Source organism: Providencia sp. PROV073 (assembly GCF_033688125.1).
Classification (GTDB): Bacteria; Pseudomonadota; Gammaproteobacteria; order Enterobacterales; family Enterobacteriaceae; genus Providencia; species Providencia hangzhouensis.
Genome location: NZ_CP096355.1, coordinates 40670 through 63971 on the forward strand (window position 1 = coordinate 40670; position 23302 = coordinate 63971).

At 50.8% G+C, this 23302-nt stretch carries 27 protein-coding genes; 26 read left to right on the top strand and 1 reads right to left on the bottom strand.

Annotated features, from left to right (window positions below; all coding sequences use genetic code 11):
* Positions 1-285: 285 nt before the first annotated feature.
* Complete coding sequence (locus M1F17_RS21480; RefSeq protein ID WP_088212675.1) at positions 286-927, bottom strand: hypothetical protein; 642 nt, start codon at positions 925-927, stop codon at positions 286-288.
* Between the two features lie 293 nt (positions 928-1220).
* Between M1F17_RS21480 and M1F17_RS21485 the strand changes: the two genes are divergently transcribed.
* The 26 genes from M1F17_RS21485 (at position 1221) to M1F17_RS21610 (ending at position 23150) form a co-directional block, all read left to right on the top strand.
* A complete protein-coding gene (locus M1F17_RS21485; protein WP_000547566.1) occupies positions 1221-1541 on the top strand; it encodes a hypothetical protein in 321 nt (106 codons plus the stop codon).
* Positions 1542-1844: 303 nt separating this feature from the next.
* Positions 1845-2030, top strand: a complete 186-nt coding sequence (locus tag M1F17_RS21490) for a hypothetical protein (RefSeq protein WP_001186917.1) — start codon at positions 1845-1847, stop codon at positions 2028-2030.
* Between the two features lie 219 nt (positions 2031-2249).
* Positions 2250-3218, top strand: coding sequence for an AAA family ATPase (locus M1F17_RS21495; protein ID WP_088212676.1), 969 nt, complete (start codon positions 2250-2252; stop codon positions 3216-3218).
* Positions 3219-3228: 10 nt separating this feature from the next.
* On the top strand, positions 3229-4137 hold the full coding sequence (locus M1F17_RS21500; protein WP_088212677.1) for a hypothetical protein: 909 nt from the start codon (positions 3229-3231) through the stop codon (positions 4135-4137).
* A 60-nt stretch (positions 4138-4197) separates the two neighbouring features.
* Entirely contained in the window at positions 4198-4728 is a 531-nt protein-coding gene (gene ssb, locus M1F17_RS21505) for a single-stranded DNA-binding protein (RefSeq protein ID WP_088212678.1), read from the top strand.
* Positions 4729-4822: 94 nt separating this feature from the next.
* Positions 4823-5812 carry a phage recombination protein Bet gene (gene bet / locus M1F17_RS21510; RefSeq protein WP_275146225.1) on the top strand — a complete coding sequence of 330 codons (990 nt, stop codon included), beginning with the start codon at positions 4823-4825 and terminating at the stop codon, positions 5810-5812.
* A gap of 62 nt (positions 5813-5874) precedes the next feature.
* Entirely contained in the window at positions 5875-6885 is a 1011-nt protein-coding gene (locus M1F17_RS21515) for a YqaJ viral recombinase family protein (RefSeq protein ID WP_275146226.1), read from the top strand.
* A 199-nt stretch (positions 6886-7084) separates the two neighbouring features.
* Complete coding sequence (locus M1F17_RS21520) at positions 7085-8347, top strand: DUF3150 domain-containing protein (protein WP_275146227.1); 1263 nt, start codon at positions 7085-7087, stop codon at positions 8345-8347.
* Positions 8348-8431: 84 nt separating this feature from the next.
* The gene (locus M1F17_RS21525; RefSeq protein WP_000039319.1) at positions 8432-10228 is read left to right on the top strand and encodes a VWA domain-containing protein; all 1797 of its coding nucleotides are present in this window, start codon (positions 8432-8434) and stop codon (positions 10226-10228) included.
* Between the two features lie 61 nt (positions 10229-10289).
* Positions 10290-10625: a hypothetical protein gene (locus M1F17_RS21530; RefSeq protein ID WP_275146229.1), complete on the top strand. Its 336-nt coding sequence runs from the start codon at positions 10290-10292 to the stop codon at positions 10623-10625.
* A gap of 265 nt (positions 10626-10890) precedes the next feature.
* Positions 10891-11430: a hypothetical protein gene (locus tag M1F17_RS21535; protein WP_275146230.1), complete on the top strand. Its 540-nt coding sequence runs from the start codon at positions 10891-10893 to the stop codon at positions 11428-11430.
* A 116-nt stretch (positions 11431-11546) separates the two neighbouring features.
* Positions 11547-12431 (top strand): DNA adenine modification methylase, encoded by an 885-nt coding sequence (locus M1F17_RS21540; RefSeq protein WP_163440215.1) that lies wholly within the window; start codon positions 11547-11549, stop codon positions 12429-12431.
* A gap of 65 nt (positions 12432-12496) precedes the next feature.
* On the top strand, positions 12497-12721 hold the full coding sequence (gene yfaE / locus M1F17_RS21545; protein ID WP_163440213.1) for a class I ribonucleotide reductase maintenance protein YfaE: 225 nt from the start codon (positions 12497-12499) through the stop codon (positions 12719-12721).
* 60 nt (positions 12722-12781) lie between these two features.
* A complete protein-coding gene (locus tag M1F17_RS21550) occupies positions 12782-13333 on the top strand; it encodes a hypothetical protein (RefSeq protein WP_113847811.1) in 552 nt (183 codons plus the stop codon).
* 9 nt (positions 13334-13342) lie between these two features.
* A complete protein-coding gene (locus tag M1F17_RS21555) occupies positions 13343-13795 on the top strand; it encodes a hypothetical protein (protein ID WP_275146231.1) in 453 nt (150 codons plus the stop codon).
* 4 nt (positions 13796-13799) lie between these two features.
* A complete protein-coding gene (locus M1F17_RS21560; protein WP_318837466.1) occupies positions 13800-14075 on the top strand; it encodes a hypothetical protein in 276 nt (91 codons plus the stop codon).
* 57 nt (positions 14076-14132) lie between these two features.
* On the top strand, positions 14133-14324 hold the full coding sequence (locus M1F17_RS21565) for a hypothetical protein (RefSeq protein ID WP_318837468.1): 192 nt from the start codon (positions 14133-14135) through the stop codon (positions 14322-14324).
* Positions 14325-14392: 68 nt separating this feature from the next.
* Positions 14393-14746 carry a topoisomerase II gene (locus M1F17_RS21570; RefSeq protein ID WP_275146232.1) on the top strand — a complete coding sequence of 118 codons (354 nt, stop codon included), beginning with the start codon at positions 14393-14395 and terminating at the stop codon, positions 14744-14746.
* A 629-nt stretch (positions 14747-15375) separates the two neighbouring features.
* Complete coding sequence (locus M1F17_RS21575) at positions 15376-16158, top strand: phosphohydrolase (RefSeq protein ID WP_413242994.1); 783 nt, start codon at positions 15376-15378, stop codon at positions 16156-16158.
* A gap of 283 nt (positions 16159-16441) precedes the next feature.
* A complete protein-coding gene (locus M1F17_RS21580; protein WP_163440207.1) occupies positions 16442-16786 on the top strand; it encodes a hypothetical protein in 345 nt (114 codons plus the stop codon).
* A gap of 77 nt (positions 16787-16863) precedes the next feature.
* Positions 16864-17166 (top strand): hypothetical protein, encoded by a 303-nt coding sequence (locus M1F17_RS21585; protein WP_000410925.1) that lies wholly within the window; start codon positions 16864-16866, stop codon positions 17164-17166.
* A 77-nt stretch (positions 17167-17243) separates the two neighbouring features.
* Positions 17244-18869, top strand: a complete 1626-nt coding sequence (locus M1F17_RS21590; RefSeq protein ID WP_000201432.1) for a DNA cytosine methyltransferase — start codon at positions 17244-17246, stop codon at positions 18867-18869.
* A gap of 60 nt (positions 18870-18929) precedes the next feature.
* A complete protein-coding gene (locus tag M1F17_RS21595) occupies positions 18930-19361 on the top strand; it encodes a hypothetical protein (RefSeq protein ID WP_000687894.1) in 432 nt (143 codons plus the stop codon).
* 73 nt (positions 19362-19434) lie between these two features.
* Entirely contained in the window at positions 19435-19989 is a 555-nt protein-coding gene (locus tag M1F17_RS21600; RefSeq protein WP_275146233.1) for a hypothetical protein, read from the top strand.
* Positions 19990-20221: 232 nt separating this feature from the next.
* Positions 20222-20608 (top strand): hypothetical protein, encoded by a 387-nt coding sequence (locus M1F17_RS21605; RefSeq protein WP_223370756.1) that lies wholly within the window; start codon positions 20222-20224, stop codon positions 20606-20608.
* A gap of 88 nt (positions 20609-20696) precedes the next feature.
* Positions 20697-23150, top strand: a complete 2454-nt coding sequence (locus M1F17_RS21610; protein WP_275146234.1) for a phosphoadenosine phosphosulfate reductase — start codon at positions 20697-20699, stop codon at positions 23148-23150.
* Positions 23151-23302 lie beyond the last annotated feature (152 nt).

Consider the following 23302-nt stretch of genomic DNA (forward strand, 5'->3'; position numbering starts at 1 on the left):
CAGAAGCGTCTTGGATGCCTGTTACCAAGCCACCGGCCTCCGCGATGTTGTAAGCGCGACTGTGATTGGTTTTGTACGCTGTGGGTTCGTAACTGCTGGTGGATGCACAGCCAGATAGAGCTGCTACAGCCAGAGCCACGGTGGTGATTAAAGCCTTTTTCATGTTGTTCTCCGTTCTTACCTGAGTTGAATCTGATTTACTTCGATAATATCACAGCATCAAAAAATGCAACCATAAAAGACAAAAAAAAGCCCCTCGGGCGAGGGGCAAAGGTTTGGGCTGGGTTATGCTGCTTTTGTTTTCTCGGCTTCGTCTGCGATTTCCTTGTCGCCGGTTGCAGATTCCGGAGCGGCTTCGGCCACTTCACCTTCTTTGCCTTTGCTGTGGGCGGAAATGCGAGCCCGTTTCTCGATGCCTATGATTCGACCGGCCAGCTTGATGAGGCGTTGCTGCCATTGGTAAGTGGCGTCGGTGCGCTGCTTGCTGGTCAGTACGGTGTTCAGCCAGAGAGTGTCAACGATCCCCATCAGGGTATCCAGTTTGCGGATCAGGTGTGCAAACTGAGCAACCTGAGGAGAGTTGATCTCGATGGTGTATTCGTTCGGGTTAGTGTAGCCGGGCATCATGTCGATGCCGTTATCTTCCATCAGCTTGTTGAGCTGAGCGGTCGCTTTGTCCAGATCTTCGGAGACCTTGGAGATATGTTCCAGGATGACGGTTTCAACCTGGTCAATTTCCTCCTGCTCACCGATGATGCGAAGGATCACGTCGATGGAGAACAGGGAGTTGGAAACTCGCTCAAAGCTGCGTTCCATGACGCGCTGAGCTTGGAGGCTGTTTACTTTCAGAACTTGCTTGAAAACAGGGCGAGAGTAGTGGTTGCCGCGGTCGTTGTTTGTGTCCAGTGCTACTTGTGCTTCTGCCATTAGAGATACTCCTAAATTTGAGGTACAGATAAACGCACTGGAAAGGATAAATGCGGTCAATCTGTAACCTGACCTCTCGAAGTGCCCAAAATGGACAGTTACAGCGTTTTCTGTTTAGCAAAGGTGAGCTATATTTGAATCATCTTAGTCGCTCTGCGGCTATAGGTGAGATAGCTGGTCTCCGAAAACAAACAGCATCTAGTCTTATGCCGTATGGCATTACTTAACCCCAAGCCGGGGGCTTCTCCCGGTTTCCGGGTGTTGCCCCTGTTTTTTTACATAGGAGCAACACCATGCACATCATCACTTTCATTGTAGTTCTGCTTGCATCTCTGGGCGCACTGTACGTAGGCGCGAAGGCATTTGCTTTTTCCTTCATCGTTCTCGCTAAAGTGTTCCAGCGTATCGGTTTGTTCCTTTGGAACAAATTCGCAGTTCCTGCAATGCGGTCTGTACAGGCCGTCATCAAAGAACGTGCTGCCAAGGCTGAACAAGCCAAAGCAGTCGTTGAACCTGAGGTAACTCAAGTTCAAGAAGTCGCTAAACAAGAACCTGACTGGGATTATCTCGAAATCCCGACTTACCTTCGTAAGGGCAAGGAACTTGTTTGGTAATAACTGTCGCTGAGTAATCTTCGACACTTTCAAACCCATCGGGGCAACCATACCCCGACGGGGATGTTGCCCCTTTTTGCTTAGGAGCAACATCATGGAAATCGCTATCATCGCTTTGTGTATCCCTACTGGTTGGGCAATCTCTCGTCCTTTCGTGAGAATCGCTGAATCGTTCGGTTACTGCTGATAGTCAACGCAAAGGGAGGGGGCAACCCCTCTCTTTCTGGTCAAGCCTCTGTGGCTTGTCCTCAAAGTCTTCTGGTGTCAGTTGGCTTTGACGACAAGCTACAGGGGGAATGTCGAATGCAACAGAATCTTCATGTTTACGACGATCACGCAGGCATCATCTATCTGGCTGATGGACGCGAGGTGAAATTTGATCCGAAACTGTATTCCAGCTCCTACCAGGCGCACAGTGAAGCAGTGAAGTGGGCCAAAGAAACCGGGGTCATTGGTCAAAACGACGATGTGGTGATGTTCGTCCATTGAGGGAGTAGCCTCCAGGAGAGGCTACTCTCCTCGCTCCTTAAAAGTCTTCTTACTCATGGTGAATACCATCAGTAAGCAGATTTTGTTCTCTTCGGAGAGCGAAAAGTGCGATAGCTGGTCGCCAAAAACAAACAGCAAATTAACGTTAATTTACTAGCCCAACCGGGCGCATCCGCCCGGTTCGGGACGTGGTGCGCCTGTCACAATAGGAGCGCACCTATGTCTCAATACTATCAATTCTCAGTAAGCAAGGTTTTCGGTATGCCCAGCATTCCGGAGAAGGTAACGGCCATCGGCTACGCTGACGGTTCAAACCCTTTCATCCCTGCCACTGATACCAACTACGTTTTCCGCAAAGAGTTTCTGCGAGAGGTCTTGGCCTATCTCAAAGAGCCTGGCGGTGACGCATTGTTCGTAACCGGCCCTACCGGGTCTGGCAAAACCTCAGGTATCACCGAGATCGCTGGTCGTCTCAACTGGCCTGTTCAGCAAATCACTGCCCACGGGCGGATGGAGCTCACAGATCTAATTGGACATCACGCTCTGGTCGCGGAAAAGCCTGGTCAACCACCTGTCATGAAGTTCATGTATGGACCTCTGGCAGTCGCTATGCGTGAAGGTCATCTGCTCCTCATCAACGAGGTGGATTTGGCCGACCCTGCCGAGCTGGCTGGTCTCAACGATGTCCTTGAAGGGCGTCCCCTTGTGATCGCTCAGAATGGCGGGGAAATCATCAAGCCGCACCCGATGTTTCGTGTGGTCGTTACTGGTAACTCTACGGGGTCCGGTGATGCTTCTGGTTTGTACCAGGGGGTGATGATGCAGAACCTCGCAGCTATGGATCGCTATCGTTTCACCAAAGTAGGGTATGCGGATGAGGAAGCTGAACTCAGCATTCTTGGCCGTGTTACTCCGAAACTTCCGGAAAATGTGCGGAAGGGAATGGTTCGGATTGCTAATCAGGTCCGCAAACTGTTTCTTGGCGAAAACGGTGAAGATGGTCAGATCAGCGTCACCATGTCTACTCGGACGTTGGTGCGTTGGGCGAAACTGTCTCTAGCGTTCCGTGGTGCCCCAAATGCTCTTGAATACGCCCTGGATCAAGCTCTGCTTATCCGTGCGGCCAAAGAGGAGCGTGAAGCCATCCTGCGTGTTGCGAAGGATGTGTTCGGGGACCAATGGCGCTAAGGGGTGACGCATGAAGAAAAATGACTGTTTGTGCCGTCGTTACACTGCTAAAGAGTGGGGTAATGACGAAACCACAATAGAAGTCTTCATTGGCTACAAATTGCTCCGGGAGCCCAGCTCCTCGGAGCCAGGCCAATTCACGATGGTCGAGCTACGCCGAACCGTCATTGATGGGAAAGCTGAAAATTGGTCTGAGACAATGCTCGAAGGACCTTTTGAAGCTAACGGCCCGGACACGATCCCAATGTCCTACAAGGACAAAGAAAGCCAGTATGTGTCACAGTTTCTCAGCCAGGGGTACACCTTTCTGGATGAGGTGCTGGTAAACGCAGAGACACAGACGGTGCTGGAAGGGGGGAATGTTTCAGCCGGACAAACAGCCAACTTGGGATCTCTCAACTGGCTGTTATCTCCGCCCTCTGAGTTACCTCCAGGTGACATAAACCTCTTCAAAGGTTTTGTTGCTGGGGTTTTTGCCAAAGGAGCCGGTTTAATCGGCTTTGAGGTTGCTCGGAGCGAAGGCTCAAATGACTTGCTACCCAGTGTGCTGATGCGTACTGACAGCGGTTATGAGCTTGGGGTTAACACTGGACTAGGCGAAAACACTATCCATCCAGCTACGCTGGAAGGCGCTGGTGAACTCCGCCCGGAACATGGTCACAAACCCCTGCTGATGTTGGTTTACCTGCAACAGCGTTTCGCGGATGACTTTTCAAACGTAGAGAAGCCGCTGGTGGCATTCTGTGATGAACAGGGTGATACCTTCGACTACGAACGTTTTGATTCACTAAAACCCCTCATTGAACGGTTTGGTTTCAGTTACGACGAAGTAAGAGCAGATGCAGAAAGGCTTGGCCTTGTATCTGAGCTGATTCGCCTGGCAGAGATCGACGCCGAACAAGAGGATCACTTTTTTTAACCCTTACGGGGGCTTGCTCCCCGAAAGGGGCGTTGGCCCTCTCCAAATAACTTGGAGGTCATGATGTCTAAAGGCGTCAACAAAGTAATTCTGGTCGGTAATCTCGGTTCTGACCCGGAAATTCGCTACATGCCAAGCGGCACTGCCGTTGCCAACTTCAACGTTGCAACAACGGATACGTGGCGCGATAAGCAGTCTGGCGAGCAAAGAGAGCATACTGAGTGGCACCGTGTTGTGCTTAAAGGTCGTTTGGCGGAAGTCGCTGGTGAGTACCTGAAAAAGGGCTCCCAAGTCTATCTCGAAGGGAGCAACCGCACCCGGAAGTGGACTGATAGCCAACAAATCGAGCGCTACACCACCGAAGTACACTGCGTTGAAATGCAGATGCTTGGTGGTCGTGGAAATGCACCTCAGGACAACTCTCAACGTGCAGCGCCCCAAAAAGGGCAACGTACAGGAGCCGGTACGCAATCTGCTCCTGTGCAGCAATCAGCACCGCAAGGTGGTATGGGCGGAGGCTATGGTCCCGCTCCTGATGGCTGGGATGATGACATCCCGTTCATGCGGCTGCACCACTTGGCTGGCGGGTAACACCGCCAACTCTTACTAAACCCCACGGGGGCACTCATGCCCCGAGGGGGTCATGGTGTCCTCAAACCGTTCATTCGTGAATTGGAGAAACACCATGTCTGATAACAAATCTCTTGTAACCCGTATCGCAAGCCGGTTTGGCGTGGACACCCGAAAGTTCTATGAAACTTTGAAGGCGACCGCATTCAAGCAGCGAGATGGAAGTGCCCCGACCGATGAGCAGATGATGACGCTCCTGATCGTGGCTGAACAGTACGGTTTGAACCCTTTCACTCGGGAAATCTATGCGTTTCCTGACAAGCAAAATGGGATCATTCCGGTAGTAGGTGTTGATGGTTGGAGCCGCATCATCAACGAGCATCCCCAGTATGATGGCGTCGAGTTCGTGTATTCGGACAAGATGGTCAGAATGCAGGGGGCGAAAGTTGACTGCCCTGAGTGGATTGAATGCGTGATTTACCGTAAGGACAGATCTCGCCCTATCCGCATCAAGGAGTTCATTGATGAGGTGTACCGTGAACCGTTTCAGGGTCAAGGTCGCAATGGTGCTTACACTGTTGATGGCCCCTGGCAAACGCACACCAAGCGTCAACTCCGGCACAAGTCGCTGATCCAGTGTTCTCGTGTCGCATTTGGTTTCTCTGGTATTTATGACCAGGATGAAGCTGAACGCATCCGTGAAATGGAGCAGGCATCGGCCATTAACCCGGCTATTGCCAATCTCCCTTCACCATCTCAAGTTCAAAGCCAAGAGCCTTTGGCTATTGAGCACAAAGAGCTTGACCCGATCCTAACCAAACTCGCAAATCGCGCCATTGCTGAAAACGCATGGTCTGCGGCGCATGAGTATGTGAAAGGACGGTATGAAGGTTCGGAACTGCAATATGCGACTCAATTCCTTCGTGACAAGGAGATGGATCAAATGGAGCCTCCGAAACCTGACTACCAGGAAGCGCACGAGCAAGAGTCCGTCGCTGGTGGTTCTGCAAATGCTGAACCTGGTGCCGAAGAAATGCCGCCTTTGAGTGACGAGGACATGATCCCTGTTACAGAAGAGGAGGGCGCGGAAGGCAGTTACTACTAACCCCAACGGGGGGGACTCCCCCGCTGGGGGAGATCTCCCTCCTAACCATTGGAGAGAGGTCCATGAAAATAGTCAACCTATCGCAACGCGAGGAAGATTGGCTTGATTGGCGGCGTCAAGGTGTAACAGCCACTGACGCCACTATCCTGCTCAATCGGTCTCCGTACAAAACACGATGGAGACTGTGGGCCGAGAAGACTGGGTATGCGCGTGAAGTCGATCTGAGTCTTAATCCGCTGGTTCGCCGGGGGATAGAAAACGAAGATGCTGCAAGACGCGCTTTCGAGGAGAAGTATGATGACATGCTGCTCCCCGCCTGTGTCGAATCGGTTCAATACCCGCTCATGAGGGCCTCCCTGGATGGCCTGAGAGATAACGGGGAGCCCGTCGAGCTGAAAAGCCCGAGTGCGACTGTCTGGGAAGATGTTTGTGCTGAGAAAGCAAACAGCAAGGCATACCAGCTTTATTACCCGCAGGTGCAACACCAGCTCCTGGTAACGGGGGCCAAGCAAGGCTGGTTAGTCTTCTACTTTGAAGGTCAGATTCAGGAGTTTCCAATACTCCGAGACGAAGCCATGATTCAAGAAATCTTGGCCGAGGCTAAAAAGTTCTGGCAACAGGTAGTAGACAAGAAGGAGCCCGACAAAGATCCAGAGAGAGACCTGTACATACCGCAAGGTGAAGAGGTCAACCGTTGGATTGCTGCTGCTGAGGAATACCGCCTCTATGATGCTGAGATTCAGGAGCTGAAACAGCGACTGTCTGAGCTTCAAGAAAGGCAAAAGCCTCATCTCGACACCATGAAGTCCCTCATGGGGGAATACTTCCATGCCGACTACTGCGGTGTGATGGTAACGAGATACAAAGCGGCTGGCCGGGTAGACTACAAAAAGCTGTTGGCTGATAAGGCGTCAGGCGTGAAGCCTGAGGATGTTGACCAGTACAGAGAGAAGTCATCAGAGCGGTGCCGTGTAACGGTTACTGGCTCTGTGAAGCCACGGTACATTGTTGATGAGGACGTGCTTGCTCCTCTTGATGATTTGCCGGAAGAAGTAGAGACGTTCTACTGGTGAGTGGGGGATTTTCCCCCGCTTTCCCTTGGGGATTCTGGGAGTCTCCAACGGAAAGCAAGATTTTGTTCTCTTCGGAGAGCGAAAAGTGCGATAGCTGGTCGCCAAAAACAAACAGCAAATTAACGTTAATTTACTAGCCCAACCGGGCGCATCCGCCCGGTTCGGGACGTGGTGCGCCCCCAACTTTTTGGAGTGCATCATGACTAAAGTGAACCATCTACAAAGCCTCTGTGTTATCCACGTAGACTTTGACATCTGGAGTGGACAAACCCGTTTGTCTGCATCTGATCTCAAGCTGGGCGAGGGTGGTGAAATTCCACCTGAGAAAGTAGCTCAACTGGGAAGTAAGAAGATCTGTGATCCGGCTAAGCTGAAAGGCTTTCATCGCCTGAAAACAGAAACTCGTCGCCTCCTGCTGAAATTCGGTATGCCGTTCATGAACGGATTTGCCGTACCCGTCAGCAAGACCGATGAAATCTGTAACAAGCTGAATGACATAAACTTTCAGTTTAACCAACTGAAACAGGATTTCATCAAAGGTTACAACAAAGCCGTGGATGAATGGTGTCAGGAGAACCCTGAGTATGAACGAGCTATCCGTGCCGGAGCCCTTCCAAAGGAAACGGTCGAGGAGCGGATTGGCTTTGAGTACCAGGTGTTCATGATCCAGCCTGTGAACGAAGATGAGGCCAACGCCAAACGCCTTAACCGCAAGGTTGAGCGCCTGGGTGACGATCTCATCTCCGAAGTGGTTCAGGAAGCGAATAAGTTCTATATGGAACGTTTGGCCGGTCGAGACCAATGTGCGGTCACTACTCGGCAGACACTCCGTAACATCCGCGACAAGGTGGATGGGCTTAGCTTCCTGAACAGCGCTTTTAACCCTCTGGTCAAGCTGCTCGACCAAACCCTCCGGGGATACGAGCAACATGCCGATGGCCGAAACATCGTTGCGCCTTTCTTTTATCAGGTCGTGGCCGCAGTGCTGATCATGAGCGAGAGGGACCGCATCGAGCAGTATGCCAATGGCTCGATTACTGTAGAGGGCATGGCTAATGACATTGGCGGTTCGGAAGCCCAGATGGGGGACCGTTCTAAAGATGAAAAGGCCGAACAGAAAAGCGATAAAGCCGGTGAGCTTACTCTTGCAACAGAGGGGGGCGAAACCAAGCAGCAACAGATAGGTGGTACTGACTCTGTTCAATCCGAACAGACTAACAGCGGTGGTAACGCTGTTGACCTGGATGAAGACATCGACAACTTCTTCAAGAATTTTGCAGAACGAGGCGAGGGTGAATCGGAAGATGAATCCAATGCCGGTGATGTGGTTCAAGAAGAGCGCGTTGATGTTGAGGATGAGCCTGTTTTGCCTGAGGAAACTCCGGTAGAGCAAGAGCCTGTCCAAGAGGGGCCTCTCAACCAGGAGCCGCCTAAAACTGACGATGATGACTTGTTCTTTTAATAGTCACTTCAACTAAACCGACCCGGAGGGGATAGCCATTCCCTCCAGGGGTGGACTATCTCCTTCCCTACCAGGAGAAAAGATATGTCCAAAAAACGCACCATTTACAGCGCTCTACCAATCGTGGCCGCAGCCTATGGTGAAAAACTCGGTGTCAAAGTCGCCATCGGTAACGATGACGCATACACCGATGGTAAGACCATCGTGGTTCCGAATATCCCCGACGACTATCCTCACATGGATGCTGTCTGGGGGTATTTGGCCCATGAAGCAGCCCATGTCCGGTTTACGGACTTTGGTGTTGAGCGCCGCAGAGGTCTTCATGCTGAGTTGTCCAACGTTTTGGAAGACTGCCGCATAGAACGGGCCATGATGGAACTCTTCCCCGGTACGTCGCAGACCCTGAATGAGGTTGCTCGCTATATGGCTCAAGCTGGTCATTACGAGCACGTCACAGACAAAGAGGCCCCTGCCTCCATTCTGACAGGGTTTTGTTTGTACTGGTTGCAAACCAAGGCTGTAGGGCAATCCGTCCTTCAACCCTATCTCGATTCGGCTACCCCCGTATTCGAGCGCGTGTTCCCTCAGGGTGTTGTTGTTCGGCTGAACGCTTTACTGCGTAAGGCTGTGAACACGAAGTCAACAGCAGAGGTGACATCCTTGGCCGACCAAATCATCAAGATGATCGAGGAGGAAAAGGAGAAAGAAGAGCAAAAGCCCCAGAATGGTCAGGATGGTAACAATCAGCAGAATGCTGGTGGCAACCAGCCTCAAAACAGTCAGGGCGGAAGTGGTAACGATCAAAACCAAGGGCCTGACGCCAATGGTGGTGATCAGCAAGGTAAAGACCAGAAGCAAGACGATGCTAACGGGAAATCTGATCCGAAAGGACAGGGCGACCAAGGCAAGTCGGATACTGATGGTGGCAGCAAGGCAGGACAAAGCCAGGCTGGTGGCAATTCTGACGCGGCGAAACAAGACGCGGCCAAAATGCTCCAGCAGGTTCTGAATGCCGGTGCTGGTGACTTGCGTGGTGACGCGCATGATGCACTTAAAGCCGAGCTCAACCGGGTGGCTCAAGATAAGGGGGACAGTAGCTATATGACTGTTCGCTCTGCTGTGAACACCCAGGACAACCCTGCTGTTGGCAAAAGCCTGGTAGGGGATGTGAAGAGCACCACTTCAAAGATAAGAACGCAGCTTTACGGATTGGTCCAGGCCAGCCAGCGAGTTGCTCACCGTAACCAACGATCAGGGAAGCGTGTGGATGCTCGGAAACTACATCGTGTAGTGACGGGTGATACCCGCGTGTTCCTCAAGCCGGAAGCCAAGAAACGCCCTAATACGGCGGTTCACATCCTGGTTGATATGAGCTCCTCGATGGCCTACAAAGCCGCTAATGGAAAGGAGCGTCAAGACATTGCGCGGGAAGCGTCCTTGGCTATTTCGATGGCTCTGGAAGCAATACCCGGCGTAAATCCGGCAGTCACCTTTTTTGGTGGCAACCGGAACCAGCCAGTGTTCAGTGTCGTGAAGCATGGAGATACGGTTCAGAATCGGGCCGGTCGGTTTGGGTTCAAAGCAACTGGCGGTACGCCTATGGCGGAAGCTATGTGGTATGCAGCTTTTGAACTCACCAAGACCCGTGAAGAGCGAAAAATGTTGATCGTAGTGACTGACGGACAGCCTCAAAGCGCCCCGGCATGTCGCTCAGTGATTGACCTCTGTGAACGAAGCGATGTTGAGGTGATCGGCATAGGGGTAGAGACTACAGCAGTGTCAGGACTGTTCCAAAAGAACATTGTCATTGATGATGCGGCAGCTCTGCAACGCACACTGTTTAAGTTGATGGAGCGGTCATTGACTGCTTTTGCAGCTTAACAGGAAGTGAAACGACAAACGGCTATCCCTTCGGGGGTGGCCGTTTTTATTTGGAGAGTCTATGAACCAATTCCATTCATCTTTGGATTTGTATCAACGGAACAAAGGTAGAAGGGCTACAGTGCCGGAGACGCCTTTTTTACTGCTTGCTAAGCGCATTCCTCCGATGTACTGGAGACTGTTCCAGGGTGTTACTTTGGATAGTCGTATGGGATACACAGGCAGGCGGCAGTTCCACAGTCTTGGGCAAGCAATCGACTGGGCAAAGTCATCAGTTGGCGATTCCTGGTCAAATAAGCGCTTTCACAAGCCGGTAGGCCTCGATGTATTGTTGGCCTGTACTGCGAGTAAGGTGCCTGAACATCTGGTCGAAGAACTGAAAAGACGGGGCAGTTGATGCGTCTTTGAGCTTTGCACCCGAAAAGGGCAGTTTGAGCGTTCCTGTTCGCACAGCTCTCGTGGAACAATCAAAGTGAGGAGGGAATACCCTCCCACTTTCTCAGAGGCCTTCATTGAGGGTTGCTAAGAAAGTGAATTTTGTCCTCCCAGAGGGCGAAAACGTGCGATAGCTGGTCGCCAAAAACAAACAGCATTCAACCTCAGCCTAAGGGCGCACTGCGCCTGACAGGCTCTGTGTGCCCAAGTTATTTTAAGGAGCACACATGTCTCATCTGAACAATCTCAAATCCGTAATGATCTCTCTCGCCGCCGAACATAAGCTGCCTGAAATCTACCAGGATGACATCACTACCGATGTGGAGTCTCTGGATCGATTCGATGGTTTACGTCTGGTCTGGCTGTTGCGGTCTTGCGGCAGCGTATTGGTGCCAACGGAAGTTGGCGTTAATCCGATCTATATCACTCATTGGTTGTGGACTAACCACGGTCAGCAGGTGGTCCCATTCTCTGTGGATACCCGCACGGGGTTGATTGAAAAAATCGACATCGAGCAAGCTGAAAAGCTGATCATGCAGATGCCTTGCAACATCTCTTCATTGCAGAACAAGGAACACCTGGTTGACCAGGTAAACCGAGTTTTGCAACGAGGCTGTGAAATGCGTATCTGGGGTATCTTCGAGTCTCCAAGCTCGGTGGATTCCGTTGGTGGTTGGAAAGAGTGGCAGAGCTATTTCAGTTCTACTGGGAATCGACTGATGGCCGATTTCATTGGTAAAGCCATTCGATTCACGAACCCTCGATAAAGATTGCAATCGCCTTTTCTGGTGGTATGCAGATAAAGCTTGATTTTAATCCCTAACCAGGGGCGAACCGGCCCCTGATGGGAGCATGGTGCGCCCCATCTATGATGGAGGACGCCATGTTCAAATCATCAGTATGCTCCTACGAAAATAGGGGGCCTTACGGAAACAATAAGTACCGAGGCAACTGCTCGGGCTTTATCGTTAAAGACTTCATTGAGTCTTACATGAGAAAGCCGAACGGGCTGGTGGCAGACCCCAGTGTTGGTGGTGGCTCTAGCATCGACGTTGCCAATGAACTTGGTATCCGTTTCAAAGGGACAGACTTGCATCAGGGATTCAATCTGTTGCGGGATGACTTCCTTTCGTTCCTCGGAGAGCCTGCACACCTGATCTGGTGGCACCCTCCTTACTGGGACATGATCCAGTATTCAGGTAAGCAGTGGGGCGAGCCCAACAAATGGGATATGAGCCGCATGAATTTGCCTGAGTTCGTTGAAGCCCTTGAGCTGGCCGTTATGAATATTCATGACGCCTGTGAGCGAGGAGGGCATTACGGAATCCTCATGGGAAACCTGAGGCGCGATGGGGATTATTTCAACCTGTCCAGCCTTGTGGAACGTATCGCACCTGGAAAGCTGGTGGATGAGATCATCAAAACACAGCACAACTGTGTGAGTGACCGAACTCAGTATTCCGGGAAGCTGGTGCGTATCGCCCATGAAAAGCTGTTGGTGTTTCGTCGTAACGACGTTGCCTCATCGCTCTGTCTTCTTGCTGCCGTGCACCGTCGCGCAACCAATATGGTTTCGACTACGTGGAAAGCTGCAATACGCCGAACCCTACAGGGGAAAGCGTTGAAGCTGGAGCAGATTTACAAAGAAATTGAACCCTACGCAAAGCATCGAGAGAACAACCACTGGCAAGCAAAGGTCAGGCAAGTTCTTCAAGATGCCAGGTTCTTTATTCGCATCGAGGTAGGTGTCTATGCACTTGCCGAGTAGCCCAACCGGGGCGTGACATCCCGGAGGGGATTGGTCGCGCTCATCAACAACAAAGGAGCGTGACCATGAACGTACAACTTCAAGCCAGCAACAATGTGCTGTTGGCGCAAATCGAAAACAAAGGCCTCACTGTTGAAACGCATTGTCGCAGTGGCTTTTGTGGCATGTGCCGGGTTCGTCTACTCGAAGGTCAAGTGGCCTATGACGAGACGCCCATCGCATTTGTCAAAGAAGGGGAAGTGTTGGTTTGCTGCGCTAAAGCAAAAACCGATGTGACCTTAGAAATTTAACCCACCCGGAGGGGGCTCTTCCTGCGGGTGAGCCCTCTTCTCTGTAAATAGGAGATTGTTATGGGCTTTTTTAGCTGGCTAACTGCGGATACAAAGAAAAGCATTCCTAATGCTCATTCTAACCGCGAAGTGAAAACTGTTTATTTACTCCAACCACGAGGTAAGAAGCACATTGCTGAACACGCATATCAAGGTTATGGCGTTTTTGGTGATGTAGATGCCTATGTATGGTTGGCTCGTAGAAACGCAGAACATTTTGGATTTAATCCAAATGGAATGGACATTGAAAAACTCCGAAGTTTGGGGTTGTCAATTGATCTTGGTGAGGTATGCAAAGATACGCATACAGGTGACTTCTGGCACATCTTTTCAGATGCGCGGGAGCTGGTGGCTGGAAAATGCTTTCTAGGCACATGGAGCCAAGAAATACCAGAGCTTGGGGCTTCGGCTAATGAGCTTGTGGAGAATGGACGATTTGAAGTGCTTGAAATCAAAGCAGTGAAAGGTCTCCCATATCCTCTCAAGTTTAGCTTTGATGAAAAAGCGGTTTATGAACAACTTCAAGCATCAGAAAACTGTCCTGCACAAGGCTTTTTTTATGATGAGCATTGAGGAGGTAGTATGTTGATAAATCGCTATTCTGCAAAGTTTTCAGATAAAAACCGAGTGCTCAGAGCAATAGGCTGGTGTAAACGCAACCATCTTACACTTGCTGGTCTTCCATACGAAGAAAACCTTTCTGGGAATGATGGAATTGGTCTTGAGATCATCACTCCCCCTGGTATGTCGAGGGAAATGCTAGAGCAAGCTGTCAGAGAGGCGTATTCAGAGCGAGATGTCGTGAGGCATCGCATTCTGGAGTGCCCAGTTGGTTGGTTCATTGAGGCAGATGCAAAGGCTTTTGATCATGAAACTTTCCACGACTACGTGGTAGCTCATGGTCATGGCGAACCTTCCAGCGAAGCCTATGAGCTGGCGGAGCGGTGGTTCTGGCAGGGCAACGATTATGCGTTGATAGCTGCGGAAATAGTTGCTCGTGATCTTTGTGTTCGTGATGACGAAGATGAGGACTGAGCCTATGGATGCTGTAGCGCATATAGCAGCAGATAACCTTGTACCGGCATGTGGAGGTGCAGAGAAGCCGTTTACCGTTAGTGGTAGACAGTGGCTTTACTGCTATCACCCAGTCAGTGGGAGGCACTGCTACTTAGACCTCGATAATGACCGTCCAGTCTGGCATCGAGGATTTCATCCTGCTTTTCATCCTGAGCTTGAGTTCGCTGATGAAGCTGAGTTGCTTCGACCAGTTGAGCGAAAGCCTGACCATGAAGAGCTGGAGGATTTTTACTTTTAACCCACGGGGCTGCTCTTCCTGATGGGAGACGGTCCTCCATTCTCAAAGGAGAAGACCATGAAAGATCACAGTCAAACGATTGTGTTCCCTGGGAACAATGTTGAATCACTTACTGAGGCTAACGCCATGTTGAGCGCTGTGTCGGAAGATGCACGTAAAGCCAGCAATACGGAAGACAAACGTGACCTTGAATCGCTTCAAGGCTGGCTGGAAGAGAACATCAATTCTCAACTGGCAGGCGTGAAGTAACTATGACTGTAACCCCACTGGGGGCTTCATGCCCCTGTGGGGGCATGGTGCCCGTAAAAGGAGTCACCATGAATGCAGTGAAGATGATCCAGAAGGAAAACCAGCTTGAGCTGCCGCTTTTCTTCCTGGATGAAGAACCGAAGACCGCAGAAGTCATTCTATTTGAGCCAAAGCCCGAATGGACTGATGATGAGGTAAGGCAGTTACGTGATGGGCTTTTATGGCATAGCCTTAGAGTCCTTGCTGATGGTCGAGCTGGAAGTGAAATCAAGCAGGAAACGATGGAATGGATGATGTCCGACGAGGTGCATCCTTTCTCATTTTTGGCTTGCTGCGGTGAAGCCGGTTACGATCCATCTGGAATAAGGGAAGGCGTGAAGTCTATCCTAAACCGCTTAGCGCGGGTTAAGGCGGGGGGTTAACCCCCTGCTTTCCCAGTGGCATCTACTTTCACATGTGAAAGTTTTGTGCCACTCGGAAAGCAAGATTTTGTCCTCTCCGAGGGCGAAAACGTGCGATAGCTGGTCGCCAAAAACAAACAGCATCTATCACATATCTCTGCGGCTACAAGGCCCAGTGAACCCATCTTGGTTAACTGCTTTCTCCAAAAGGTGAAAGCCCCTTAGATCATTTCTCCTTACGGAGAAATTAACGCTAGTCCATTGGCCCCTGACGGGAGTTTGTGGACCTACTCATGGAGGCATATATGAATAAAGCATCATCAGATCAATACGATGACCGCATAATAGTACCTGGCGCACAAATGACCTTATTTGGTCTCGAACCGAAAGATATAATAGCGCGCCAACCAGCTATGCCAGGGGTGTATTTCAACGCTCCTGACATTGAGCTTGATTATGACATCGCAGTAGTTTGCATGTCTGGTGGTAAAGACTCTTTGGCTGCGCTCAAATACCTTTTGGACCGAGGATTTCCTGCATCTCGGATAGAATTGTGGCACCACTTGGTTGATGGGCAAGAAGCCGTTGAGAGTTTTATGGACTGGCCGTTTATTGACGACTACTGCGTAAAACTGGCAGATGCGCTGAACATGCCATTGTACTTCTCATGGTTGAAGCATGGCTTCAAGGGAGAGATGCTCAAGAATAACTCTCGGAGTCATCCGCACATGGTTGGTACGCCGAATGGTATTGTTGAGTTAGCCCGAGATGCAGCAAAGGAAGCGACTCGACGCAAATTCCCACAACAGGCGGCAAGTCTTCAAACTCGCTGGTGCTCTAGTGCCTTGAAGATTGATGTTGGCCGTAGAGCGGTCACTTGCCAAGAACGATTCATCGACAAAAAGGTGTTATTCGTTACGGGTGAGCGTCGTGAGGAATCAAGTAATCGAGCCAAGTACAATCAGTTGGAACCTCATTCAACTGACACTGTTCGCAAAAGTGCAAAACCATTGAAACCGCGTCATGTTGATGCGTGGAGACCAGTGTTACACCTGAGCGAAGAGGAAGTATGGCAGATGCTCTGTGACTGGCGCATTAATCCACCTGTGCCGTATCGGCTTGGATGGGGACGCTCTAGTTGCCAGACTTGCATCTTTAACGGTGATCGTATATGGGCAACCATAGCGCATTACTGGCCTGAACGAGCCCTTGCTATTTCTCAGTACGAGGAAGAGTTTGGGACAGCAATCAGCCGGAATGGTAAAACAGTCATCGAGAGAGCTGCGATGGCAGAGCCATTAGAAATTGCTGATGAGTTGGCGCTACGTCAATCGATCTGCAAAGAGTATAAGCTGCCAATCTTTGTTCCAGAAAAACAACCGTGGATACTGCCTGCTGGCGCGTATAGCGGATTGTCGGCTGGAGCTAATTGAGAAACCAATCCTGCCCTCCTGGGCAGGATTTTTACTCACTACATTAAAGTGACGCTTGCCGTGTGTCAGATCTATTTTTCTGGGGTAATATGAAAAACTGTTTCCCAAGTTGTTTATGTTTAAGCCGTGAGAAGTTAAATAACTTGGAAAGCGAGATTTTGCTCTCTGACGAGAGTGAATAGTGAGGTAGCTGGCCTCCCCAAACAAACAGCATTCTACATAACCCTTGGGGGATCATTGCCCCTCGGGCTGGTGGTTCCCTGACAAACATGGAGCCACAACTATGACTACTCTTGCCAGCTTTGCGAATCCGATTTCTGTTATTCAACGCTCACCAACCAGTGGGGTGTTTGGCACAAATCAGTTCGTAGGAGACAAAGAGGGATTTGTACAAAAGGTGCTCGGAAAGTGGTACTGCAATCCAGGGAATACCATTCCCGTTGAGAGCATGTCCCACCTTGAGCAGGCGGAGAAACTGTATGACTTCTATGTCAAGTATCTCCAAGTGAAAGAAAAGAACTCTGTGAACCTTGGCCGGGTGCTGCATAAGCTGTACAGCACTGGTTCTATCAAGGAAGCAGAGATCGTGCTTGAAGCAATAAAGGCTCAGGCTGGCGTAACAGCTTGAGCAATCTACTAACCCTAAACCGGGTGCATCCGCCCGGTTCGGGACGTGGTGCGCCCCCAAACTATTTGGAGTGCATCATGGAAAAACATAACCTCAAATCCGGATTCAGCATCTATTTCGCTGACGTCCATTTCGAGAAACAAGTCTACGCATTCGGCTCAGGACTTGGCTTCACCTCTGTGATTTACGCCTACTCGCTGGGCCGAGATCCGGAAGAAGCTGAGAAGCTGGCGCTTGAAAAGTACGACTCTGACGAAACGAAGGTGAAGAAGGTGCATGTCAATCTGGCTCGCAGCCAGGACATCAACCGCTACACCTTCCCTGAACAAATGGCTGGCTTTGCTAATGCCATTCAGTCTCACGGCATCGCTGTGAACTGAGAACCACTTTAAACCCATCGGGGCCATTACTTCCCGATTGGGACGGTAGTGGCCTCTCAACCGAAAGGAGAGAGCTCATGGCTACTATCGTAAACACCAAGTTAGGAGAACATCGAGGCAAGAAGCGCGTCTGGCTGGAAGGCCAAAAGCTACTGCGTGAAGGTTACTATCCTGGCATGAAGTACGATCTGGAGCTGAAAGATTCCCAGGTTGTGCTTCGCGTCAAAGAGGAGGGTAAGTTCACCATCAGTAAGCGTGAGCGCAATGGCCGGGTGTCTCCAATCATCGATCTGACCGTGCAGGAGCTTGCTACCGTTTTTGACGGTGTAGAGATGCTCCGCGTGTTCATCCGTAACGGCGCAATTGTGATCTCTGCTCACCATCAACAAGAGCGAGTGATCGAGCGCGTCAACCGGCTTATCAGTAAGCTGGAGAATGGAGAATCGCTTTCGGTATGCAGCCTCTTTCATGGGGGTGGTGTGCTTGATAAAGCGATTCACGCCGGTTTTCACAAGGCGGGAATTGCCAGTGCCATATCTGTGGCCGTGGAGATGGAAGGGAAATATCTCGATTCGTCTTTGGCAAATAACCCGGAGCTTTGGAACGAAGATTCTATTGTTATCGAATCGCCAATCCAGGCTGTGAATCTCAGCAAACGCCCACCACAGGTGGATGTTTTGATGGGGGGCATACCGTGTACCGGCGCGTCAAAGTCAGGTCGCAGTAAGAACAAGTTGGAGTTTGCCGAATCGCATGAGGCGGCAGGTGCCATGTTCTTCAACTTCCTGCAATTCGTAGAAGCGCTAAACCCAGCCGTTGTGCTGATTGAGAACGTGCCTGAGTACCAGAACACCGCTTCGATGGAAGTGATTCGTTCGGTGCTCTCTTCGTTGGGTTACTCCCTACAAGAGCGCATTCTCGACGGCAATGAGTTTGGGGTTATTGAGCGCCGCAAGCGTCTTTGTGTTGTTGCGCTTTCCCACGGGATCGACGGGTTTGAACTTGAGAAGGTTCAGCCTGTTCGCACCAAGGAAAGTCGCATACAGGACATCCTGGAGCCAGTTCCGCTCGATTCTGAACGTTGGAAGTCATTTGATTATCTGGCTGAGAAGGAGTTGAGAGACAAAGCTGCTGGCAAGGGGTTCTCTCGCCAGCTTCTGACTGGCGACGATGAGTTTTGCGGCACCATAGGTAAGGACTATGCAAAATGCAGAAGTACCGAACCTTTCATTGTTCATCCAGAACAGCCGGAGTTATCTCGCATCTTTACACCGACAGAACATTGTCGAGTGAAAGGGATACCAGAGGAACTCATCCAAGGTCTGTCGGACACTATTGCCCACCAGATTCTCGGGCAATCGGTAGTCTTTCCCGCGTTCGAGGCTTTAGCCCTCGCATTAGGGAACAGCCTGTGGAGCTGGGTTGGAATGATGCCAATCATGGTCGAAGTCGTGGATGAATCACAGCCGGTGATCGGTGGTGAAGACTTCCATTGGGCAACGGCACTGGTTGACGCAAAGGGCACTCTCAAGCTGTCACCGGCAGCGAAAAAACAGGGGATGCCCTTCAACATTATGGACGGTCAATTGGCTGTCTATTCACCTAACGGAACTAAAAAGAGCTGCGGCCATGAGCCTTGCGAATATCTCCCGGTAATGATGTCCGGAGACGCAATCATGGTCACTTCATCTTTGGTTCATTAGTAACTTACCGGGGCAATGCCGAAGGGCCTTTGCTCCGGCCTATCCGAAAGGAGAGTAATCATGAAAATCGAAACTGTTGTGCCTTTACCTCCCGAGGATTCAGGCCTTCAACACTGCATTGCCAGGTTCCATAACCGCAACATGGATTCCAAGCGAAAAGACAAGACCCGTTTTTTCAGGAGGGAGCCGGTTATGATCGTAAACCCAGAGACCAAAGCAAAGGTTCTCCGGTATGCGATGGGCAACCCTGGGAATTTATCCATCACAAAGCTGGCGGTCGCGCTGGATTACGATGCGGTAGATGCTCTGGGTGTTCGTTTTAAAGACACTGTAAATCTTGAGGTTCGCAGAGCCAGGCGCTGGGAAGTCTGGCAGTGGTTCTGGAACCATCCGGATCAAAGTGTCCAACTGTCAATCAAATTGGGCGTGGTTGGCGCTGTGTTGGGAGTCATGGGCTTCCTGACTGGCGTAGCTCCGTACCTCTTGGGATAAACCAATAAAGCCGTTAACGGGCAATGTAAGTCCGGAGACGGCTTGCATTGCTCTCTCGAAAGTGGAGAGTTAAATGAATATGTTAAAACAACTTGTAGATCAGATGGTACTTGAGGATGGGCTGAAAAAGGCGAAGCCGTTGGCCGCGCAAATGGGACTTGAATCAGTACCTGATGAGATGCTTGAAATGATCTGCCCGAACTTAAACTACTCTGGGCAATTCACGCCAACTTTGTACGCAAGATTTCAAAGCGTAAAGCGATTGCTGAAACAGTTGTCGGAACAAACCTTACCCAAGCACGGACATATTGTGAAGTTTACCAATCAATATGGGAGCTACGATGAGTCTGCTTTGTTGATCAAAGAAGGGGAAGTCAGAAACCAGAACCTAATTGCTTGTGTAGGTGGAAAAACGCTGAACCTCGGAGAATTAGAGCTTCGAGATTATGGGCTCGATATGCACATTGGTTGCGGTGGCCCATTTGAGCCGATCTCAGAATCGCAGATTCAGTCGTTGTCTGAGTTTGACTTTTATGAGACGACCTACAGATTTTGGGGTCAGAATCCATGTGGAAATGGGTTGATAGAGATCACCGTTCCTATGAAGCGTTGGTTCTTGACTGTGTAGGTTCAACCTGAGTGCGCCGAGAAATCGGTGTACCGGCCCCTTAAAAAGGGTAATCAGCGCAGGGGGAAACCCCGCGCTTTCCCAAGCCTCTCGGATTTCTTGGAGGCTTCGGAAAGTGCCTTAGGCGCTCAAGTGCGGTAGCTGGCTGCCAAAAACAAACAGCAAATCATCAACCCTGACGGGAGCACCTCCTGTTAGGGGGTCTCCGTCATAAACTGAATGGAGATATAGCATGTCTAAAAACGTCAACGATGTTTTTTCAAACCGAACTTCTTTGAAATGTACTGTGAATGCAGCGCTGGATCGTCGTATCGGTCTGCGTGTCGGGTTCCCTCATTACCGAGAAGGAGCAAACGGTGTGGTTTGTGAGATCGAAGCAGAGTACCCATTGCTCAACACTCATTCGAGTGTTGCATGGCCCCTGATCGATGAGCTCAACAGTTACACCATCCAAAAAAACCAATCGCTCATTGATCACATTGATAATGCGGTTGCTGAGTTGTTGAAACACAAGGCTCGTCTACAGCTTGATATTCAGAAGCTGCAAGACGGTGACATTGATCTGGTTAAACAGGCCAAGCGGCAATACGACGACAATCAAATGTCGAGTACAAGCTAGTGAGGTTCTGATAGGCAGTTTCAATTTCAACCCTACCGGGGTGCTTTATCCCGGAAGGGATGGGCACCCTGCTAATCCAGGAGGCCCTATGCAACAAACATTAAACTTTGATCTATCAGAACAACCCATCCCAGTGCTTTTGCGTGGGGATAAGTGGGATTCTGTTTGGTCAGAACTGACTGATAACGAGGATTTGAACTTCGTTGATGCCAGTAGAGGAACCAGTCTGTCATCGTTGATCACGTCATCGGTTGAGTCCATTCACACGGCCTTAATTGATGGGTGGACCATGATGATCGGCTATTCCAGTGGTAAAGATTCTGAAACGGTCTTGCACCTGTTCCTGATGGCCCTGATCCGGGCTGTAAGGAGTGGGGCGACCATCAGCCAGCACCACTTCATCTTGCACACTGACACACTGATCGAAAGCCCAGAGGTAAGGTGGCTGGCGGATCAGAAACTGGCCGAGCTGGAGCGTTTCATTGCGAAGGAAAACCTTCCTCTGACCATCGTTCTAGCAAAGCCTGGGATCTCGCAGAGTTGGACGGGCCGAATCCTTACTGGGAGGGGGTTGCCTACGTTTTCCAACTCCACGGCCCGCCAGTGTAGCCAGGATTTAAAAATCACCTCTGCCAAAAGAGCGAAGGCAGCTTATATGCGAGAGCTTCCCAAAGAGGTTCGACAGAAAGTCTGCCTTTTGCTGGGCAGTCGTGATGCTGAAAGCACTATTCGTGCGGCCAACATTGCAAAACAGCGAGGAAGCTCAGATCGCGTCATTAAGACGAAAGATGGGGGGGAGCTGTATGTGGTGAAAAACTGGTTGGCGAGTGATGTCTGGGAGTTCTTACTATCCGCTGGCATGGGCTCAGCATATCCTCTGCCAAGTTACTTGGAGAGCAATGTCACTACGGCAGAGCTTTACAAGGCGGCAACAGGGGAGTGCGTGTGGTCGGCAACAGAGAAGAAGGCCAGTGACGCCTGTGGCGCTCGCTTCGGTTGCTGGGCTTGCCAGGCTGTTGGGTTGGATAAGTCAATGGAGACGTTGCTTGCCACGGACCCTGAAAGGCATGGCTATATGTCGGGGCTGAACCGCATCCAGCGCTACTTGGCAAAACGCCGGTACGCATGGGAAGACCGCCATCCCGTAGGTCGAACGATTTACGAGGGCGGATACATCAAAATACAGCCGGACGTTTACAGTCCTGTTTTCCTTGAACGATTGCTTCATGTCTGTTGCAGCATGGACTACATGGAGCAAAAGAGAGCTGATGAGCTGGCATACAAGCTGGCTACTGGTCAAGCAGAGGATAACGACTGGAACCGTCGAATGGCAGAGCCACAATTCCGGATCATATCGGAAGAGGCTTTAGTCCATATCGACTTCATGTGGGCCTTCCATCATTTCAATGATAAGCCTTTCCATGCCCTGGAGATTTACCACAGGGTTTGGTCGATGGGTGATCTGGACTTGCTGGAAGACGAGCCGCAGTGTGAAACCGTTCCTCAGTCACCAATTCCGAAGCCATTGTGGTTGAAGGTTGGTCGCTGGGGAGATGGTTCGCTTTCTGATGGCTTGGCCGATCCGTTAGCGGAAATGGCTTACTTTGACGGCGGGGATGACCCGTTGGCAGCGCAAGTGATCAATACCGCAGACGGAAAGAGAAGGGTGGTTTGCTTCGCAGAAGATGATGAAGTGAAAGTCGATCCCGACTCCGCTGCGTTCATCATCTGGAACGAATACCCGCGACTAAGGGAGTCTGTACTAAAGGGACATTATACGCCCGGTAGTGCAGCGCAGTTCTACCTTCGGTTCGGAGCAATCCAGCTTGCGAAGGGAAAAGGCGCTTTGTATCACCGTATGATGCAAAGAGGTCAAACCTACCACCAGATGGGCCTTACAGGGCTACAGACGATGGAAGGAATCCAACAGCGCAAGGATGTCAAAGTGCTTAGCGATGCTAAGTACAAAGATCTGGTGAAGCGAAAAATCAAGGGAAGACTGGCAACGGTACGCTGGTGGGTCAACTTGCACTTAACGTTCAAGTACCATCTGCACCACCGGACTCCGACGGGGTTGTTCATCGAGAAGCAACTTAACCAGGAAGCAATGGAAGAACAGAAACGGCATCAGGCGCGATGGTTTAACTACGTGACTGACGCTATGCTTTGTTACTCCAGCGCATTCTGTATGAGCGTCATGGAAGGGCGAGAGGGGAGCGGAAACGCCAACATTCGTCGTTACATGGCCGCGACCAGAAGGAAGGCTTATACGGCCCTCTGCGAGCTCTTGGACAACACTGACGCCCTGTGGGTGAATGATGTTGTCCAGGGTGCCGTAGGGCAGTATGAGGCGATACAGGCAGCTCTAACCGAAGGTTCCGCGCTTGCTATCTATCTCGACTGGATCAACCTACTGTCAAAACGTCATCCAGCCTCTTTGGAGCGACATGTCAGAACGATGATCAAGGCGGCTCAACGCTTACATCGCCGCGACGACACGGAGCTGCAAAGAGGACAGCAAGGCTTGTCCTTGGCCGCATAAAAGGCCCTCCTTCGGGAGGGCTTTTTCTTTTGGTGCGCCGGGCACGGCGCGTTGCGCGTAAGCGCAACTGGGTTGACTGAGGTAGTCAAACCGGTGACTTGGAGGTGCAAGTCCTCTACACACCCGGCAAGGGGAAGTGTTAGCTGAACGGC

Bases quoted from the DNA above. Each gene is read 5' to 3' on its own strand.
- M1F17_RS21480 (WP_088212675.1), bottom strand. From the start codon at position 927: ATGGCAGAAGCACAAGTAGCACTGGACACAAACAACGACCGCGGCAAC.
- M1F17_RS21485 (WP_000547566.1), top strand. From the start codon at position 1,221: ATGCACATCATCACTTTCATTGTAGTTCTGCTTGCATCTCTGGGCGCA.
- M1F17_RS21490 (WP_001186917.1), top strand. From the start codon at position 1,845: ATGCAACAGAATCTTCATGTTTACGACGATCACGCAGGCATCATCTAT.
- M1F17_RS21495 (WP_088212676.1), top strand. From the start codon at position 2,250: ATGTCTCAATACTATCAATTCTCAGTAAGCAAGGTTTTCGGTATGCCC.
- M1F17_RS21500 (WP_088212677.1), top strand. From the start codon at position 3,229: ATGAAGAAAAATGACTGTTTGTGCCGTCGTTACACTGCTAAAGAGTGG.
- ssb (WP_088212678.1), top strand. From the start codon at position 4,198: ATGATGTCTAAAGGCGTCAACAAAGTAATTCTGGTCGGTAATCTCGGT.
- bet (WP_275146225.1), top strand. From the start codon at position 4,823: ATGTCTGATAACAAATCTCTTGTAACCCGTATCGCAAGCCGGTTTGGC.
- M1F17_RS21515 (WP_275146226.1), top strand. From the start codon at position 5,875: ATGAAAATAGTCAACCTATCGCAACGCGAGGAAGATTGGCTTGATTGG.
- M1F17_RS21520 (WP_275146227.1), top strand. From the start codon at position 7,085: ATGACTAAAGTGAACCATCTACAAAGCCTCTGTGTTATCCACGTAGAC.
- M1F17_RS21525 (WP_000039319.1), top strand. From the start codon at position 8,432: ATGTCCAAAAAACGCACCATTTACAGCGCTCTACCAATCGTGGCCGCA.
- M1F17_RS21530 (WP_275146229.1), top strand. From the start codon at position 10,290: ATGAACCAATTCCATTCATCTTTGGATTTGTATCAACGGAACAAAGGT.
- M1F17_RS21535 (WP_275146230.1), top strand. From the start codon at position 10,891: ATGTCTCATCTGAACAATCTCAAATCCGTAATGATCTCTCTCGCCGCC.
- M1F17_RS21540 (WP_163440215.1), top strand. From the start codon at position 11,547: ATGTTCAAATCATCAGTATGCTCCTACGAAAATAGGGGGCCTTACGGA.
- yfaE (WP_163440213.1), top strand. From the start codon at position 12,497: ATGAACGTACAACTTCAAGCCAGCAACAATGTGCTGTTGGCGCAAATC.
- M1F17_RS21550 (WP_113847811.1), top strand. From the start codon at position 12,782: ATGGGCTTTTTTAGCTGGCTAACTGCGGATACAAAGAAAAGCATTCCT.
- M1F17_RS21555 (WP_275146231.1), top strand. From the start codon at position 13,343: ATGTTGATAAATCGCTATTCTGCAAAGTTTTCAGATAAAAACCGAGTG.
- M1F17_RS21560 (WP_318837466.1), top strand. From the start codon at position 13,800: ATGGATGCTGTAGCGCATATAGCAGCAGATAACCTTGTACCGGCATGT.
- M1F17_RS21565 (WP_318837468.1), top strand. From the start codon at position 14,133: ATGAAAGATCACAGTCAAACGATTGTGTTCCCTGGGAACAATGTTGAA.
- M1F17_RS21570 (WP_275146232.1), top strand. From the start codon at position 14,393: ATGAATGCAGTGAAGATGATCCAGAAGGAAAACCAGCTTGAGCTGCCG.
- M1F17_RS21575 (WP_413242994.1), top strand. From the start codon at position 15,376: ATGCCATTGTACTTCTCATGGTTGAAGCATGGCTTCAAGGGAGAGATG.
- M1F17_RS21580 (WP_163440207.1), top strand. From the start codon at position 16,442: ATGACTACTCTTGCCAGCTTTGCGAATCCGATTTCTGTTATTCAACGC.
- M1F17_RS21585 (WP_000410925.1), top strand. From the start codon at position 16,864: ATGGAAAAACATAACCTCAAATCCGGATTCAGCATCTATTTCGCTGAC.
- M1F17_RS21590 (WP_000201432.1), top strand. From the start codon at position 17,244: ATGGCTACTATCGTAAACACCAAGTTAGGAGAACATCGAGGCAAGAAG.
- M1F17_RS21595 (WP_000687894.1), top strand. From the start codon at position 18,930: ATGAAAATCGAAACTGTTGTGCCTTTACCTCCCGAGGATTCAGGCCTT.
- M1F17_RS21600 (WP_275146233.1), top strand. From the start codon at position 19,435: ATGAATATGTTAAAACAACTTGTAGATCAGATGGTACTTGAGGATGGG.
- M1F17_RS21605 (WP_223370756.1), top strand. From the start codon at position 20,222: ATGTCTAAAAACGTCAACGATGTTTTTTCAAACCGAACTTCTTTGAAA.
- M1F17_RS21610 (WP_275146234.1), top strand. From the start codon at position 20,697: ATGCAACAAACATTAAACTTTGATCTATCAGAACAACCCATCCCAGTG.